Source organism: Pyrinomonadaceae bacterium, from assembly GCA_036277115.1.
In the GTDB taxonomy this organism is placed as follows: Bacteria; Acidobacteriota; Blastocatellia; order Pyrinomonadales; family Pyrinomonadaceae; genus UBA11740.
In genome coordinates this window covers 351,705-369,517 of record DASUNM010000021.1, presented here as the reverse complement: position 1 = coordinate 369,517, position 17,813 = coordinate 351,705, and the positions used below count along the sequence as shown (strand labels likewise).

At 56.4% G+C, this 17,813-nt stretch carries 14 protein-coding genes; 8 read left to right on the top strand and 6 right to left on the bottom strand.

Translation table 11 applies throughout. The features are described from left to right. Positions 1-86 precede the first annotated feature (86 nt). The 6 genes from ligA to VFX97_05940 form a co-directional block, all read right to left on the bottom strand. Positions 87-2,102 carry an NAD-dependent DNA ligase LigA gene (ligA, locus tag VFX97_05965; GenBank protein HEX5702725.1) on the bottom strand — a complete coding sequence of 672 codons (2,016 nt, stop codon included), beginning with the start codon at positions 2,100-2,102 and terminating at the stop codon, positions 87-89. 71 nt (positions 2,103-2,173) lie between these two features. Next, positions 2,174-2,929, bottom strand: coding sequence for a GNAT family N-acetyltransferase (locus VFX97_05960; GenBank protein ID HEX5702724.1), 756 nt, complete (start codon positions 2,927-2,929; stop codon positions 2,174-2,176). Positions 2,930-3,047: 118 nt separating this feature from the next. Continuing rightward, positions 3,048-3,848 carry a HAMP domain-containing sensor histidine kinase gene (locus VFX97_05955; GenBank protein HEX5702723.1) on the bottom strand — a complete coding sequence of 267 codons (801 nt, stop codon included), beginning with the start codon at positions 3,846-3,848 and terminating at the stop codon, positions 3,048-3,050. A gap of 22 nt (positions 3,849-3,870) precedes the next feature. Beyond that, positions 3,871-5,217: a hypothetical protein gene (locus VFX97_05950; protein HEX5702722.1), complete on the bottom strand. Its 1,347-nt coding sequence runs from the start codon at positions 5,215-5,217 to the stop codon at positions 3,871-3,873. Between the two features lie 75 nt (positions 5,218-5,292). Further along, complete coding sequence (locus VFX97_05945; protein HEX5702721.1) at positions 5,293-5,820, bottom strand: thioredoxin family protein; 528 nt, start codon at positions 5,818-5,820, stop codon at positions 5,293-5,295. Positions 5,821-5,825: 5 nt separating this feature from the next. Beyond that, complete coding sequence (locus tag VFX97_05940) at positions 5,826-7,550, bottom strand: M28 family metallopeptidase (protein HEX5702720.1); 1,725 nt, start codon at positions 7,548-7,550, stop codon at positions 5,826-5,828. Between the two features lie 163 nt (positions 7,551-7,713). Between VFX97_05940 and carB the strand changes: the two genes are divergently transcribed. The 8 genes from carB to VFX97_05900 all read left to right on the top strand — a co-directional run bounded on the left by carB (position 7,714) and on the right by VFX97_05900 (position 17,776). Further along, a complete protein-coding gene (gene carB, locus VFX97_05935; GenBank protein ID HEX5702719.1) occupies positions 7,714-10,995 on the top strand; it encodes a carbamoyl-phosphate synthase large subunit in 3,282 nt (1,093 codons plus the stop codon). A gap of 99 nt (positions 10,996-11,094) precedes the next feature. Next, on the top strand, positions 11,095-11,586 hold the full coding sequence (locus VFX97_05930) for a MogA/MoaB family molybdenum cofactor biosynthesis protein (GenBank protein ID HEX5702718.1): 492 nt from the start codon (positions 11,095-11,097) through the stop codon (positions 11,584-11,586). Between the two features lie 139 nt (positions 11,587-11,725). After that, the gene (locus VFX97_05925; protein ID HEX5702717.1) at positions 11,726-12,307 is read left to right on the top strand and encodes an energy transducer TonB; all 582 of its coding nucleotides are present in this window, start codon (positions 11,726-11,728) and stop codon (positions 12,305-12,307) included. 97 nt (positions 12,308-12,404) lie between these two features. Beyond that, entirely contained in the window at positions 12,405-12,926 is a 522-nt protein-coding gene (locus tag VFX97_05920) for a toll/interleukin-1 receptor domain-containing protein (protein ID HEX5702716.1), read from the top strand. Between the two features lie 548 nt (positions 12,927-13,474). Next, a complete protein-coding gene (locus tag VFX97_05915) occupies positions 13,475-15,451 on the top strand; it encodes a hypothetical protein (protein HEX5702715.1) in 1,977 nt (658 codons plus the stop codon). Positions 15,452-15,909: 458 nt separating this feature from the next. Then, entirely contained in the window at positions 15,910-16,332 is a 423-nt protein-coding gene (gene ndhC / locus VFX97_05910; GenBank protein ID HEX5702714.1) for an NADH-quinone oxidoreductase subunit A, read from the top strand. Positions 16,333-16,414: 82 nt separating this feature from the next. After that, positions 16,415-17,038, top strand: coding sequence for an NADH-quinone oxidoreductase subunit B family protein (locus tag VFX97_05905; protein HEX5702713.1), 624 nt, complete (start codon positions 16,415-16,417; stop codon positions 17,036-17,038). A 102-nt stretch (positions 17,039-17,140) separates the two neighbouring features. Continuing rightward, positions 17,141-17,776 (top strand): hypothetical protein, encoded by a 636-nt coding sequence (locus VFX97_05900; GenBank protein HEX5702712.1) that lies wholly within the window; start codon positions 17,141-17,143, stop codon positions 17,774-17,776. Positions 17,777-17,813: the final 37 nt, after the last annotated feature.

Genomic DNA, 17,813 nt, shown 5'->3' with positions numbered 1-17,813 from the left:
CGACTTGGTCGGCTTTCTGGCAGTCATGAATCTCAGTTAAAACCCGCTCATGGTCTGACCACATGATGCGAATCGCGAGCCCTAACTCACTTCAGCAGCTTTCTAAATTCGGTCTCATCAATAACTTTCACTCCGAGCTGATTCGCTTTATCCAACTTCGATCCGGGGTCGGCGCCGGCCAGCACGAAATCAGTTTTCTTACTGACAGAAGATGTGACGCGTCCGCCCCGTGCTTCGATCTCTGCGGTGGCTTCGTCGCGTGAGAGGTTAGGCAACGTCCCGGTTAGCACGAAAACTTTGCCGGCTAGAGTCTGCGGCTCTTCAGGCCCCGATGCTTTTTCGATTTCAGTTCGCACGCCGGCGGCACGCAAACGCCCGCACAGACGCGCGTTGCCGGGATCGGCAAACCAATCGTGAATACTCTCAGCCATCGTCAAGCCGATTTCGTGGACCTCATCCAGTTCTTCCACCGTCGCCTGCGCCAGTTTCTCGAGCGACCCGAACTCGCGCGCCAAAATTCCCGCGGTGCGTTCACCGACATGCCGAACGCCAAGTCCGTAAATCAGACTCGACAAGTCGCGCGACTTACTTGCCTCGATTTCATTAAGGACATTGGTCGCTGACTTCTTCGCCATTCGTTCCAGCGATACAAGATCGTCCAATGTCAGGCTGTAAAGATCGGCAACGTCCTTAACCAGCTTCTTTTCGATCAGTTGTTCCGCCAGCACTCCGCCCAAACCTTCAATGCGCATCGCTCGCCGTGAAACGAAGTGAAGCAACCGGCCGATCAACTGCGCCGCGCAGTCGGCCGCGATGCAACGCGAGACGGCTTCGCCTTCCGGCCGCGAGACAAGACCATCACACACCGGGCACTTCGTCGGCATCTTGAAAGACTTTTCTTTACCGGTGCGTTTGGACTCGATGACTTTCAGAACTTTGGGGATGACGTCGCCACCGCGCTCGATCAGAACCCAGTCACCGATCTTCAAACCGAGCCGCCCGATTTCATCTTCGTTGTGCAGCGTGGAGCGCGAAACCGTGACGCCTCCGAGCGGCACGGGCTCAAGCATCGCCACGGGAGTCAGCGCGCCGGTCCGGCCGACCGAAACCAGAATGTCATTAACGCGTGTCGTCGCTTGTCGCGCCGCGTACTTGTAAGCAACTGCCCATCGGGGCGCCTTGCCGGTGGCGCCGAACTCTTCCTGCATCGCCGTTGAATTCACCTTCACGACGAGGCCATCGATCTCGTAGTCTAGTTCTTCGCGCTTGGCCTCCATCCGACCGCAGAAATCGACAACCTCGTCGATCGATTTGCACAACGCTCGGTGCGGATTAACGCGCAGCCCGGCCTTTTCCAACCAATTGAGCGCCTCCCAATGCGTCGCAAATGCCTTGCGCTCGCCCGCGAACACGTCGTAGGCGAACATTCCCAGACGCCGGCGCGAAGTAATCGACGGATCGAGCTGTCGCAAAGTTCCCGCCGCTGCGTTCCGCGGATTCGCAAAGCGCGGCTCGCCGGCTTCCTCTCGCTCGCGATTGATCTTCTCGAACACTTTGCGCGACAGGTAGGCCTCGCCGCGCACTTCGATTTCGCTCGCGACTTTGTTTGCACGATCGTTCAGCTTCAGCGGAATGCTGCGAATCGTGCGCACGTTCGAAGTCACGTCTTCACCCCGCGACCCGTCGCCGCGCGTCACGCCGCGGACAAACGCGCCGTTTTCGTAATGCACCGCCAGCGAAAGTCCATCAATCTTCAATTCAGCGACGTATTCCAACGACTGGCCGTCAGCCAGTTTCCGGCAGCGGGCATCGAACGCGCGCAACTCGTCAATGTTGTAGCTGTTGTCGAGCGAAAGCATCGGCCGCCGATGCACAAATTCAGGCCAGCCTGCCGCGGGCCGGCCACCGACCCGTTGGGTCGGACTATCAGGCGTGATTAGTTCAGGATGTTGCGCTTCGAGTTTGCGAAGCTTCTCGAGCAGCTCGTCGTATTCCTGATCAGAAATCTCGGGATTCTCTTCGAGGTAGTAGAGGTCTTCGTGGCGCCGGATCTCGTCGCGCAGAGAGTTGATCTGTTTTTCGCTTGATGGTCGTTTGGGCAAGGCAAAAAAGTGGCACAGACTTCAGTCTGTGATTATCCCGCCACCGGAACCACAGACTGAAGTCTGTGCCACTACCTCTCTTTATAAAGCAGATACTTTGGCCGCTTGTCGTCACGTTCGAAAGCGCGACACACCAGGCCGGCGCTGAAAGCGCGGAGAAACTCTTCACGAATGCGCAGCGCTTCAGTCTTAGCCGCAGCCGGATCGGATTTCAGGAGCGCGCCATAATCGTTCGGAATCTCGATGAATTCATCCGGAGCTCCCACCGAAACGTCGCGACCTTCGGCCAACGCTTCGACGCGGGGTGATTTCAATTCCCACGACGCAAATAAACGATCGCTGTCCATACCGAGCGGCCCTGCCGAACGCTCCGTCGCGTTCGTAGCGTAATCCGTCCCATAAAAATTCACCGCGTATGATCGCACGACCACTCCAAGCCGATTCAGATTGAAATGCGCGTTGCGCGCGCGGACCGGTTCGAACGTCCACTTGATGAATGAATTGCCCTCAGCCAAAGCGCGCGCGCGTTGCGCCCATTTCAGCTTCGCCCCGATGCCAAAATTCTGATATTCCGCCGCCACCGCCATCATGTGCGAGTAGCCGAAGACATCTTTCCCGCGCACCGCCGCGAGGTGATGAACGAAACCGACGAGCTTCCCTTCCATGAAAGCGCCGAGCGTCCACCCGCCGGCCTGCTCTGAAACAATTAGATGCCGCCGCGGCGAGATTTCCAGGTCAGGCAGTCCGAACACTGCGCGCTGCAGGTACACACACGCGTCGTACTCTTCGATGGTATTTACCTGGCGGATGTCGACGCGCTTGTCCACGGCCGGAGACAGTCTGAAAACGGCGGCTCAGAATTTGATTGCGAGCCGACATCATAACACGACGGTTTCGCGATTTATCGACGGAAAGAAACTCTTCTGAGATCTCAGATCTGAGATCTCATGTGGCGAGACGAAGTGGCAAAACAAAAGTCAGTTGGACTTCGCCATCCCCGTTGCTGGCCGTAATCGAGCCGCCAAGAATTTCTACATTCTGGCGCGCGATTGAAAGCCCGAGCTCACCGGTGCTGGAGTTGTCGTCCGGGGCCAGAATTCCGATCCGTGCCGGCTCGGCAATTGGATCGCCCACATCTGTGATGGAAATCGCGACGCCATCCGGTACGGACTTCGCTTCTGCTGTAACGATGGCGCCTTCAGGACTTCTGGAAATGGCATGCGCCAGCAAATTGTAGATGACCAATCGCACGCGCGCGCGATCCGTAATCACAATTGGCAGGTCGTCGGCCGCTGAGGATCTGAGCCGGACGCGCCTCTTGTCAGCGCTGCGTGCCAGCGCCGGCAAAACGTCGCGTAACGTTTCTCCAGGGGCTATCTCTTCCTGGGCTAACTTTGTCTCTCCTGCTTCCAGCCGCGCTAAATCCGACAATTGATTGAGGCTGCTTTGCAGTTGTTGGGCTGAGCTTTGAATTCGTTCACAGAAGCCGCGCTGCGCGTCAGTAATTTTTTCCTGACTCAGCAGAATTTCTGAGAAGCCCATGATCGAAGTCAGCGGCGTACGCAGCTCATGCGCCAGCCGCGCCAAAAAGAGCGAGCGGTATTTCGTGGCCTGCTGTAATTCCCTAATTTGGGTCTGGAGAGTCTGAATGTCCGCGTTTTTCGTCGCGCCTCTGTCCGAACGCGGAGACGCTTCAGTAGCTTTAGCTGCTGAACCGCCTTCCGCGTCTGGACGAGTTTGAGCCATCTTCGAAATTAGTACCGAAACCTTACGGCCGGGAAAGTGCGTTACCGACACTTTGCACTTCGCTGCGGATCGCCGAGCCGAGACTTGCTTCGGCTGTTTCCTCTTTCGCAGTGGCGGACAATTCCAAAGTTGTCCCCGAGCCTGCGGTCGGCACCAGACGAAAGTCGAGTTTCGCTTCCGCCTTGCCACTGTCTCCCGAGCTGATACCCGTGGCGCGTCCGAACATTCCGCCAATCTTCTTGCCGGTCGAAGGCGCCTTCAAGGTCGCAATGTCCGTGTAAAGAATGTACGAGACCTGCTTCGCCTGCGCCTCGGCGACGGCTTCGCTCGCCGAAATTGCATTCAGCGGAACCGCGTCGATCCCCTGGGCGGTCAGCCCTGCAACGAGTTGCTGTTGCAGCGAATCAGTTGCCGCCGAAGTCTTCGTCTTGTTGTTGAGCTGAACCACACCGACTCGAATTCGCGCGGCCGGAGCAGTCGTTTGCGACTGGCTGCTGGATTCCGTCCGATTCTGCGGGCGCGAGTTGGCCGTCATCTCGTCCATCGACGGCATTGAAAACATCTCCTGCTGGTCCCTGGCCTGGGTGTAACCGGCCGGAATGTCGAAGAGCGCCGCGTCAAGCGGCTGACGGGAAATCTCGACGACTTCTTTAGTCATCGTCATCGTGACGCTGCCATCCGCGCCGTACATCGTCGTGGTTTCCTGTAAGGGAAAGCCGATGTGGGCCGGGCCGGTGGTCTTGTAAGCGTAGCGATCGCGGCAGCCGCCGCTCGTAGTCGTCGAGGTAGAGGAGGACTGATTCGACGGGCAGCTTAAGCCGTATTCGAGATTGATGTACCAGCCGTCCGTTTCGATCTTCATTTTCGTCTGCGAACAAGCGTCTGGCGATGAGTCCATGATCGTCGTTCGCTTGAAACGGCGCGCGGTGAAACCGAACATTTCTTTGCGTTCTCCGGTGTCCACCGCATTAACCGTCACCGTTACCACTCCGCCGCGCGTTGCGGGTGCTGCGGTGCCGGGCGCTCCAGTTGAGGTGCTGCTGCTGGACGCACCGTCATCCATGGGCGTGATCAAATACTTGCGGGCTTTGTCGTTAATCTGAATTGTGCGCCTCATATCGCACTGCGTGAGATTAACCGTGGTCATCGTGTAAGTGCCGGCACTGTGGCTGGTTTCGCTGCGTTCGCGCTGACCCTTGATCATGGTCGTGCTCTGCATTGAATTTCCGGCGACGGTTTGTTTGAAAGTGATTTTGAAATCACCCGTGAGCGGTTTCTCCGCTACGGGGCGGCGCTGGGCCGAAGTGATTGCAGAAACTATTGAGACTGCAAATACCAGAGACGCAAAAAGAAATAATCTGAACTTCATGAATGCTCCATTGATCTTTGATTGAATTAATTTGCGGGGAACGAAAGAGGAAACTACCAAAAACGATTCCGTTACTCAAGAACGCGGGCGCTGAGAATTGGTCGGCTTCCACTGATTCAGAAACGCCACGAGGTCCTTCCTCATCATCCTTCGCGCCGCCTCAAACTCGCCCTTGGTGCTGCTGTAGACGACGCAACCCTCATCGTCAATTATCACCACAGTCGGCACGCCAGAACCCAGCGTCGTCTCGTATTTCTTGATCAGATCGAGGTTTTTGTCACCTTCGCCGATGTCCACGTGCACGAGCAGGAAACTCTCTTTGACGATCTTGTTAGCTTCGCCTTCGTGCAGCGCTTGATCCAGCACGTGGCAGTCATAACACCAGTTGCCGCCAAAAATCAGCATCACGCGCTTGTTTTCCGCGTGGGCTGTTTTTAGAGCCGCTTCGATATCTTTCTTCGCATCAGCATTCGCAGGATAAAGATCGGTCTTAGCTGTGACTGCTTTCAGCGGTTCATCCGCGATCAGTGCCGGCGGCTGCGCCCCAGCGGAACCCGCGAGGCACACGACGAGAACGATTAACGAAAGTGAGAGCCTGCTCATCGTCGTCAGCTACCACCCATCGTCGCATCACGCTTCGCTTTGAATTCGCTACCGGACTTCCACGTGGGAAACGTGTCGGTCTGCGAGATGCGATGGCCGATGATCATCAGCAACTGTGCGTCATCGACGGCTCCAGCTAAATCCCAGTCTGGTTTAATTTCGTCGGACACTTTGTGATAGTCCTTCGCCGTGTACTCGTCGCGCTTCTGCTTGCTGAACGCGACGTCCTTGCCGCTGTAGTCAATACCTGAATCGGTGTAAAGAGCGGGCACGCCCTGCTTCGCGAACTCAAAATGATCTGAACGATAGTAGAAACCCTTTTCGGGTTCCGGATCGGGATTGACCACGCGGTTTTGCAGCTTCGAGACCTCGCGCAACAGATCGATCAGAGTGCTGTTGTCGTCGCCGACCATCGTGATGTCCTTGGTGCGGCCCCATTGATTTACGCCGTCCATGTTAATGTTCGCGACCGTCTTGTTAAGCGGATAGAGCGGGTTCTCGCCATAGTATTTCGCGCCGAGCAAGCCCTTCTCTTCCGCAGTCACGGCCAGGAAGAGTATCGAACGCGTTGGTGGCGTGCCGAGCTTGGTGAAGCCTTCCGCGATTTCCAGCATCGAGGCGATGCCTGAAGCATTGTCGAGCGCGCCGTTGAAAATCTGATCGCCTTGAAGTTTCGGGTCGCGGCCGAGATGATCCCAGTGCGCCGAATAAACCACGTACTCGTCTTTCTTCTCTGAGCCCTCGATCTTGCCAATCACGTTGTTTGACTGAATCTCGCGCAAAGTATTTTGAACTGTGAAGTTCGCCTTCGCTTTCAATTCGACGGGCTTGAAGTCTTTGCTGACCGCGGCTTTTTTCAAAGCATCGAGATCCTGACCCGCGGCCGTGAACAGTTCTTTCGCGCGATCGCCTGTGATCCACGACTCAACGGCGACGCGGCCGATGTTCTTATTAGGCTTCACAATGTCGAAGTTTTCCCGCGACCAACTTCCGGAAACCACTTCGTACGGGTAACCGGCCGGGCCGGTCTCGTGAATGATGATCGCGGCGGCAGCGCCTTTCTCAGTCGCAATTTCGTATTTGTAGGTCCAGCGGCCGTAGTAGGTCATCGCCTTGCCTTTGAAGATCTTGTCGTCGAGCTTCGAAGAGTCATTCGCGTCCGGGACGGCCGGATCGTTGATAAGCATGACGATGGTCTTCCCCCGCACGTCCAGACCTTTGTAATCATCCCAACCGTATTCGGGCGCGACGACGCCATAGCCCACAAACACCATGTCTGAGTTTTCAACTTTCGACTGCGGCACAAAACGGCGCGAGACAGCTACGTAATCTTCAGGAAACTTCAGATCGATCTTCTTGTCGCCGGCAGTAAACGAGGCAGTTGGTTGCGCGGTGAAACCTGCAAGCGGGACCTTTTGTATGTAAGTGCCATCGGGATTGCCGGGCTTTAGTCCAATCCGCTGAAACTGATCGGTGAGATATTTGACAGTGAGCTCTTCGCCTTTCGTGCCGGGCCCGCGCCCTTCGTATTCATCAGCCGAAAGGGCCTTCGTGTGCTGCATCAGGTCAGCCGTTGTTATCGTGTCGAGCCCCGGTTTTAGATCGGCGGGCATCGTCCACGTTCCGGCGGTATCGGCCGGGCGAGTTTCCGTCGGCGCCGGCGTACAGGCAAACGCGAGCAACAAAACTGTGGAGAGCAAACCAGCAAACAGAGCAAATCTCTTGATCATCTCAGGCACCTCAGTTGAATTGTCAGGACCGCCTGCGGTAGCGGACGGGCTATTATTTAAAACAAAAGGTTTCTATGACGTTAAGAGGCGCAAGTCAAATCGCGGATTTACTCCCCCGGTTCGCTTCAAACAGATCGGCGTGTAAAATGCTTTACCGTCTTCAATGCCCAAGCGCACTGACATTCACAAAATTCTGATCATTGGCTCAGGCCCAATCGTCATCGGGCAGGCGTGCGAATTCGACTATTCAGGTACGCAAGCATGCAAGGCCCTGCGGCAGGAGGGCTACCAGGTCGTGCTCGTCAATTCGAATCCCGCCACGATCATGACCGATCCGGGCATGGCCGACAGCACTTATATTGAGCCGCTCACCGTTGAATCAGTCGCTGCGATTATCAAGAAAGAAAAGCCGGACGCGTTGTTGCCGACCGTCGGTGGACAGACTGCTTTAAATCTGGCGATCGCTTTGGATGACGCGGGCGTGCTCGATGAATTTGGCGTCGAGATGATTGGCGCGAAGCGCGAAGCGATCAAAGTTGCCGAAGATCGCCTGCTATTCAAAGGAGCGATGGACGAAGCGGGCATGTTGATGGCGCGCGGTGGCTTTGCCAAGACATGGACCGAAGCCGAAGCCATCGTCAAGATCACTGATTATCCCGCCATCATCCGGCCATCGTTTACGATGGGCGGAACAGGCGGCGGCACCGCATTCAACCCTGAAGAATATGAAGAGATTGTCCGCGCCGGTCTCGCCGCTTCGCCGATCCAGGAAGTTTTGATCGAAGAATCTATCCTCGGCTGGAAAGAATTTGAGCTGGAAGTGATGCGCGACCTGGCTGATAACGTCGTCATCATTTGCTCGATCGAGAACTTTGATCCGATGGGCGTGCACACCGGCGATTCGATCACCGTCGCGCCGGCGCAGACGCTCACCGACCGCGAGTACCAGACGATGCGCGACATGGCAATCAAGATCATTCGCAAGGTCGGCGTCGAAACCGGCGGCTCGAATATTCAATTCGCCGTCAACCCGGAGAACGGCGAGATTCGCGTGATCGAAATGAATCCGCGCGTGTCGCGTTCTTCGGCCCTCGCTTCGAAAGCGACTGGCTTTCCGATCGCCAAAATTGCGGCGAAGCTGGCGGTCGGTTACACGCTCGACGAGATTCCGAACGACATCACAAAGAAAACGCCGGCGTCGTTCGAACCGACGATTGATTACGTGGTGACGAAGATTCCGAAATGGAATTTCGAAAAGTTTCAGGAAGCGGAAGACGTGCTCGGCACACAGATGAAGTCAGTCGGCGAAGTCATGGCCATCGGCCGCACTTTCAAGGAATCACTCTTTAAAGGCCTGCGCTCACTGGAAGCCGTGAAGCCTTTGCGCCTCGAAGACGTGCCGAATGATGAGCTGCAACGGAAACTGGCGCGTCCGAATTCACAGCGCTTCTCGTACATCACGTACGCGCTTGAGCATGACTGGTCGATCGATGAGATTCATCGTCTGTCGAAGATCGATCCGTGGTTCTTGGATCAGCTTCAACAGGTGATGGAAATTCAGCGTGAGGTTGAAGCGGTGCCTGGGTACGCTGTCGTCCCGACAGCAACCGATGATCAGGTCAGCTCTCGGGACGAGAGCGTACCAAAGCTCGAAAACATCCCCATCGATCTCCTCCGCGCCTTTAAAGAAGCCGCCCTTTCCGATCGCCGGCTCGCTTATCTAACTCAACGGAGTGAAGACGAGGTGCGCGCCTATCGCAAATCACTCGGCCTGATTCCGGTTTACAAACGTGTAGATACCTGCGGCGCTGAGTTCGAATCCTACACGCCTTATCTTTACTCGACGTATGAAGAGGAAGACGAATCTCAACCGACCGACAAACCGAAGATCATGATTCTCGGCTCGGGGCCGAACCGCATCGGTCAGGGCATCGAATTCGATTACTGCTGCGTGCACGCCTCGTACGCGCTGCACGAAGCCGGTTTCGAAACGATCATGGTCAACTGCAATCCGGAGACGGTTTCGACTGACTATGACACTTCGGATCGTTTGTATTTCGAACCGCTCACCTTCGAAGACGTCATGAACATCGTCGATGTCGAGAAGCCGACCGGTGTGATCGTGCAGTTTGGAGGTCAGACACCTTTGAACCTCGCGATGCGTCTGCATGAAGCCGGCGTCCCCATCATCGGCACGTCGCCGGATTCGATCGACCTCGCCGAGGATCGCAAACGTTTCGGCGCGCTGCTGCGTGAAGGCGGAATTCCGCAACCGGAAAACGGTACGGCAACTTCAATCGAAGAAGCGCGCGAAATTGCCGGGCGCATCGGCTACCCGGTGCTGGTGCGCCCCAGCTATGTCCTTGGCGGCCGCGCGATGGCGATTGTTTACGACGACGAAGCGCTCGAGCGTTACATGCGCACGGCCGTTGATTTCTCGCACGAGCGGCCGGTGCTGATCGATAAGTTTCTCGAGCAGGCCGCGGAGTTCGACGTTGATGCCGTCGCTGATGAAACGGCGTGTGTGGTCGCGGCTATTCAGGAGCACATCGAGGAGGCCGGCATCCATTCGGGCGATTCATCGTGCGTGCTCCCGCCGGTGCGCATCGCCGAAGAGCATCTCGAGACGATGCGGCACTACACGCGCCGGCTGGCGACTGCTTTGTCGGTTAAGGGGCTGATGAATATTCAGTTCGCGATCAAGGACGACCGCGTTTACGTGCTCGAGGTGAATCCACGCGCATCGCGCACCGTGCCATTTGTTTCGAAAGCGACGGGTGTTCCCCTCGCGCGCATCGGCGCGCTCGTGATGGCCGGCCAAAAGTTGAAAGACTTTGGTTTACCAAATGATCTGACGGTCGATCGCTTCTATGTGAAGTCGCCGGTGTTTCCCTTTGCGAAGTTTCCCGGCGTCGATCCGGTGCTGAGTCCCGAGATGCATTCGACCGGCGAAGTAATGGGCATTGGCGAGACGTTCGGCGAAGCGTACGGCAAGGCGATGGTCGCCGCCGGCTTGAAACTACCGGCGAGTGGAACGGCGTTCATTAGCGTGAACGACAACGACAAGGGTCAGGCCGTTTTGCTGGCGCGCCGTCTTGTGCGTCTGGGTTTCGAGCTGATCGCGACGCGCGGAACCGCGGAACGCCTGCGGGAGGTCGGTCTGAAGATTGAGAATGTCTTCAAAGTAAATGAAGGCCGGCCGAACATCGTCGATCAGATTAAGCAGAACGAGGTTGCCCTAATCATCAACACGCCGCTGGGACGCGCTTCGCACTACGACGAACAGGCGATCCGCCGCGCGGCCCTGCAATACAGCGTGCCGTGCGTCACGACCATGACCGGCGCACAGGCGTTGGTGGAAGCACTCGCAGCGAGCGCGACACCCGCAGAAATCAATGTGCGCGCGTTGCAAGAGCTGCACGCGGTCACGGCGTCTGCGCGGTGAGGTCAGAACCATCCGCGTAAGTGGATGGGTTAGTACCCCTGTTGCGTTACGCCTTTACCCCACCCGCTGACGCAGGTGGTTCTGACCTCTTATTGCCCTATGCCCACTGAAATCAACGCCGTCGTCATCACCGCCAGCGATGCATGCTCACGCGGCGAGCGTGAGGATAAATCAGGTGAGTTGCTGGTTGAACTTATCACTGGGATTGGGGCGCGCATCGTCGCGAAAGAGATTCTCGCCGATAATCTGGAACCGCTCGCCGACAAACTGCGCGAGTACGCCGAACGTTCTGATGTGAATCTGGTGGTTACGACCGGCGGCACAGGTTTCGGTCCGCGCGACAACACACCGGAAGCAACTCTGCGCGTGATCGAGCGCGAAGCATCCGGTCTCGCCGAAGCTATGCGCATTCAGACTCTCAAGAACACGCCGATGGCGATGATCTCGCGCGGCGTCAGTGGCATTCGCTCCGGCGCACTCATCATTAATCTTCCCGGTTCACCCAAGGGTGTACGAGAAAGCTTTGAAGTGATCAAGCCAGTGCTGTCGCATGCCGTTGCTCTGCTCGCGGGAGAGCGAGACGGTCACTGAGAAACATTTGGAGTGCGCCGGCTTGACGGCGCTTTGGATCTACCGCTGAGCTACAAGAGGAGAATTTGGAGTGCGCCGGCAAACCGTAGCGACGACGGCGCTTTGGATCCACCGCTGAGTTAACCGGAGACTGACACAAATGAAGACCACGCTCGCCCTCGTCCTGTTTGCGCTCGCCCTCTCCCTCTGCAATCTCATGGGCCGACGCAGTAACACAAATACGAATAGCAACTCCCGGTCTTCAGGTGAGATGGCTGAATCCTCGCCGGCATCGAACTCGGCCGACGAGCCGGTGAAAGAAACAGCAGCGCCGCCGACCGTCACTCAGGGCGTGCCAAGGGCTGGCGCACCCGGGTCCTTGCCTTCCGCGAATCACGATTCCGCCGCGAGTGCTCCGCCGCCTCCGCCTAAAAAGGAAGCCACACCCAAGCCACCTCCCAAAGTAATTTCCGGTGGCGTGCTTAACGGCAAAGCGATAAGCAAACTCCAACCCGCCTATCCACCGATTGCAAAGGCAGCAAAAGCCTCCGGCATGGTCACGGTCCAAGTCCTGGTCGATGAGAGCGGAAATGTAGTCACGGCGCGCGCGGTGAGCGGGCATCCGTTGTTGCAGCAATCGGCCGTGGCCGCCGCGCGCAACTGGAAGTTCTCGCCGACAGTTCTGTCCGGCCAGCCGGTGAAGGTCAGTGGCGTGATTACTTTTAACTTCGTGGCGCAGTAACGCACGACCGGTGGTAAACTACGCCAGCACCTTCAACTTAGTTACCCCAACCTCTCGGCTTCCGAACTGCGGGTAACGGAATCGGAGAAGTTCATCAATGGTGACCCCAAGTGCAGTCCCACCTATCTTTATTAGCTATGCTCACAAGGACAATGAGAACGCCGATCCTTCAAAGCGCTGGCTGGACAGGTTGCGCGAGCAACTGGAGCCGCTGGTGCAGCAGGGCCAGATTGCGTTGTGTTCTGATCAGGACATTGATCTCGGTGAAGACTGGCACAGTCACATTCAAAAGCATCTGAACGGCGCCCAAGCCGCTGTCTTGCTGGTGAGTCCGGCCTTTCTCGCTTCGAAGTACATTCGCAACAGCGAATTGCCTGTGTTGCTTCGCAAAGCCAAAGAAGAAGGCGTGCGGATCCTTCCAGTCATCCTGAGACCCTGCATGTTCGCGGAAAGCAAGTTTAAGTATCCCGATCCTGCCACCGGCCCTGAAGAATTCACGCTCGCCTCGTTACAAGCCGCAGGCTCGCCGAACAAGGCACTGAGCGAAATGACTGAGGGCGAGCAGGACCGCGCGTTGCTCAAAGTCGCACAAACTTTAGCGAAGCTGGCAAACCCTTAGCCGGCTCCTCGGAAGCCAGCGCAGCTCCGTTGAGCCAAACAGCCAGCTCACGCGCAAACTTTCAAACTGACATTTCCCGCATCGACAAGTACGCGCCCGCGGAACTTATCGGACGCGAAGCTGAATTGAAGATTCTGTCGGACGCATGGCAACAGGCTGTTAGCGGCGAACCAAAGCGGCCACACATCCTTACGTTCGTCGCCCTCGGCGGCGAAGGAAAGACTTCCCTAATTGCTAAGTGGGCGGCCGACCTCGCATACCAAGATTGGCCGGGATGCGACGCGGCCTTCGCGTGGTCCTTCTACAGCCAGGGAACGAGTGAGAAAAGGCAGGCTTCATCTGACTCGTTTTTGAAAGAAGCTCTACTCTTCTTTGGCGATGTTGAGATAGCCAACAGTGCTGCCAGCTCGTTTGATAAGGGCCGACGGTTGGCTCAGCTCGTTGGCGGACGGCGCACCCTGTTAATTCTCGACGGAGTTGAACCGCTGCAGTATGCACCCACTTCACCTACCGGAAGCGAACTTAAGGATCAAGGCGTTGCCGCCCTTTTGAAAGCGCTGGCGTCGCGCAACGACGGCCTCTGCATCATTACTACGCGATACTCAATTCCGGATCTTCGCAACTTCTGGCAAACCACCGCGCCTGAAATCAAACTGAAGTCACTCTTATTGGAAGCGGGGGTCGCGCTGCTCCGCCGACTTGGCGTGAAAGGTAGACAGGCTGAGTTCGCGCAATTAGTCGGCGACGTGAGGGGTCACGCGCTTACATTGAACCTGCTAGGTTCATATTTACGAGATGCGCACGGTGGAGACATTCGCAAACGTGACTTGATTAACTTGAAAGATGCCGATGCCGAGGAACAGAGCGGACATGCCTTCCACGTAATGGATGCTTATGTCGAATCGTTCAAACGCGAAGGTGACACAGGAACACGTGCGCTCTCCGTACTGCGGCTGCTCGGCTTGTTTGATCGCCCTGCTACCGCTGATTGCCTGAATGCGTTGTGGATTGGCGAAGAAATCGGCGGATTAACCGGACCGCTGGTTGGCATCAGCGAAGCACAACGGAACATTACGCTCAAGCGGTTGAACGAGGCGGGTTTGATAACTGTGAATCGTAATGAAGCGGCGGAGTTAGTTTCCCTCGATGCGCATCCACTGCTTCGTGAGTACTTTGCTGCGCGTATGCGCGATGAGTTGCCGGGTGGTTGGCTCGCAGCGCATCGACGGCTCTACGAATACCTACGAGATAGCACAAAAGAAGGCGACCAACCGACGCTTGAAGATCTTCAGCCGCTCTACCAGGCCGTTGCGCATGGCTGTCAAGGCGGTTTGCAGAGAGAAGCATGTGATGTTTACGCCCGCCGAATTCTGCAGGGTGACCACTTCTATAGCTCGAAGAGCCTCGGCGCGCTTGGTTCGAATTTGGGAGCGGTGGCAGCGTTTTTCAAAGAGCCATGGACCCGAATTTCACCCGGAGTCGCTCATCGACAAGGGTGGCTCTTTAACGAGGCTGGCTACTATCTAACCGCGTTAGGTCGTCTCCTTGAGGCCCTAGAGCCGATAAGCGCAGGATTAGAATATTTTGTGAGACAGGAGAAATGGATTGAGGCAAGCATCGCCGCAGGTAACATGGTCGAGCTAGAACTAGGTGTTGGCCAAATTACAAACGCCCTAGCAGCGGGGAAGCGAATATTGAAATTTATCAAAGACAACCCAGAATGGGGGATACATCAACTCTACCGCGCGTCGTATGCACATGCCTTGCATCACGCCGGTATCCACCATGAGGCACTCATTCAGTATCAGGAGACGGAGAAAATACAATCAACAAACTTAAATCAAGGCAAGTTTCTTTATTCACAACAGGGCTTCTTCTACTGCGAGCTTCTGCTAAAAGAACCTGAGCGGGGCGCTTGGCTCTGCATGCTGGAAGCGGACTCTCCCTCTCGGGACGCCAATGAATCAGCATACTTCAAGAGCTGTGACATAGTTAGAGGGCGAACACTCGAAACGCTTCGGATTGCTATTAAAAACAATTGGCTCGTCGATATCGCTCTCGATCATCTATCACGCGGCCGGGCAGAACTATTTAGTACTGTCATTGAATCCAAGAACCAGGTCGCGTCAGATCGACTGAACATGGCGCACAGTCATCTTCGTGATGCAGTAAACGGTCTTCGCCGTTCAGGGGATCAGCTGAAACTGTGCGATGGTCTTCTTTCTCACGCTTGGCTTGTCTTTTTGAAAGCCGACTCTGATCGGGCACTTGCCGCGCTGGACGAAGCGTGGGAGATTGCTGCGCGGGGTCCGATGAAGTTGCACATGGCGGACATTCACCTTTATCGCGCGCGGTTGTTTCATGCGGTGAAACCTTATCCGTGGAATAAGTTTGACGATGGGCGTGAAGGACGTGGGCCCAAGGATGACCTTGATGCGGCCGAGGAACTGATCAACAAATGCGGATATCATCGTCGTGACGAAGAACTCGCTGACGCGAGAGAAGCCGCGAAGGGTTGGACGTAGTTTTTGGAGTGCGGCGGCTTGACGCCGCTTTTCTTTTCTTTAATCGCGCGCAAGGTAAATGATAAAGCGCCGTCAAGCCGGGCCCTCGAAATGTTCTGTCGCACGCTTCGCGGGCTGTGATTATTTTATCCGGACGGATCCAGCCCCGACTCATCGGGGCTGCGCTACTATTAATCGTCAGTCCGAGGACGTGAGCCCAAAAGCGCCGACAAGTCGGCGCAGTCCAAATAAGCGAATCCAAAGCGCCGTCGCCGCTACGACCACCCCAGCGCGGCTGCCGCGCTGGGGACCCCGCTTCGCTCTGCCGGCGCACTCCAAATGGCCGACGCCAAATGTTGATTGACTTTAATCTTACGCGCCACTTAATATTCCCGCGTCCGCGGATCAAGTTAACAGCAGCGATTTGTAAACGATAACTTCGCGAGCAGGATCGCTCGGCGGCGGAAGCAAAGCTGGACATGATCAGCCACATCCTTCTACAGGCAGCGACGACAACGAAGACCATTGGCGGGCCATCGACGGCGTATCTGCCGGTGATGGTCTTTTTCGTGATCGCGATCATCTTTCCCGTGCTACCCATCGTCCTCGGCCGGTTCCTGCGGCCGTTCAAGTATGAAAAGAACAAGATGCGGCCGTACGAGTGCGGCATCGATCCGGAAACGGGCGCGCACGATCGCTTCACCGTGCGGTTCTATATCATCGCGATGTTGTTTCTGATTTTCGACGTTGAGACGATCTTTTTGCTGCCCTGGGCGATCATCTTCATGGGCGACGATTTCTCGTTCACTAAGTTCGCGCTAATCGAGATGTTCGTCTTCATCGGCATACTGATAGTCGGTTATTACTACGCGTGGCGCAAAGGCGCGCTAGAATGGGCTTAAGAAACCGTGAATGGAAAATCGTGAATCGTAAATAGAAGAAGCTCACGACCATTTTACGATTCACCATTCACTATTTACGCTTATGGCTGAACACGACGAAGGATTCGTCTTAACCACAGTCGATTCGATAACGAATTACGTTCGACGCTCAATCGCGGCGAAGGCCATCGATATCGGCGCGCCGGTCGTGAACTGGGCGCGGAAATCTGCTCTGTGGCCGATGACGTTTGGGCTCGCCTGTTGCGCGATCGAGATGATGGCCACCGGCGCGGGGCGCTTTGATATCGATCGGTTCGGCGCCGGAGTATTCCGTCCCAGCCCGCGACAGAGCGATCTAATCATCATCGCCGGCACGGTGACGCTGAAGATGGGACCGGTGGTACGTCGTGTCTATGACCAGATGCCGGAACCGAAGTGGGCCATTGCGATGGGAGCCTGCGCGTCAACGGGTGGGCCGTTCGACTCGTACTCGACGATGCAGGGCGTCGATAGAACAATTCCCGTTGACGTTTATATTCCCGGCTGCCCGCCTCGGCCTGAAGCTTTGCTCTACGGCCTAATGCGCCTGCAGGACATCATCATGCGCGAAGCACCTTCCGCATACATCTTCGAATCAGACGGGAGCGTGCGGCGTAACCGAACGTTCGACGAAGTCGAGCCGGCGAAGCTTGCTCCAGCTGCCGAGAAATCAGAAGCGGCCGCTTAGTGGCAACCGCTCCCCTGAACCCGGTATCATATTCCCGACAAAAACGCTCTTCTGAATTCTTCGATTTGTACGCTCGTGCGTCACGTTCGAGGAGGAGTCTTTATGAAATCTACATTCTCAAAGCTGCTCTTGATTGCGGTGATTACGTTGGTGAGCTTGCCGGCAGTCGCATTAGCGCAGACAACAAAGCCGCGCATGAAGCGAACAACGCCTGCGAAGAAGGTCGTGGTGCTGGTTCCTGTCGGCACGAACCTGAAAGTTCGCCTGGAAGACACGCTCTCCAGTAAAGACTCTCGTACGGGCGACAAATTCACCGCGACGGTGGTCGATCCGAGTCGCTTTGACGAAGCAACGGTCCGCGGTCACATACGATCGATTGTGAAGTCCGGAAGAATCAAAGGCAGCACAACGATCAATCTGGCGTTTGATTCAATTACGTTGCGTGACGGCCGGTCCGGCACGTTGCACGGATACGTCACGCGCGTTTACGACGGCAAAGGGAGCGCGGACGAGGAGGGCGGCGTGAAATCCGAAGGTCGCGGCAACCAGACCGTCAAGCGGGGCGGCATTGGAGCGGGTGCGGGTGCGATTATCGGCGCCATCGCGGGCGGCGGGAAAGGCGCGGCGATCGGAACGATCGTGGGCGGGGCTGCCGGCGTCGGCTCAGTGGCGATGAAAGGCGGAAAAGAACTCAAGCTTGAAGCCGGCACCGAAATGCTCGTCCACGTCACGCGCTAGCGAGTGAAGGTCCTGCTGCACCATTGAAGTCATTTCA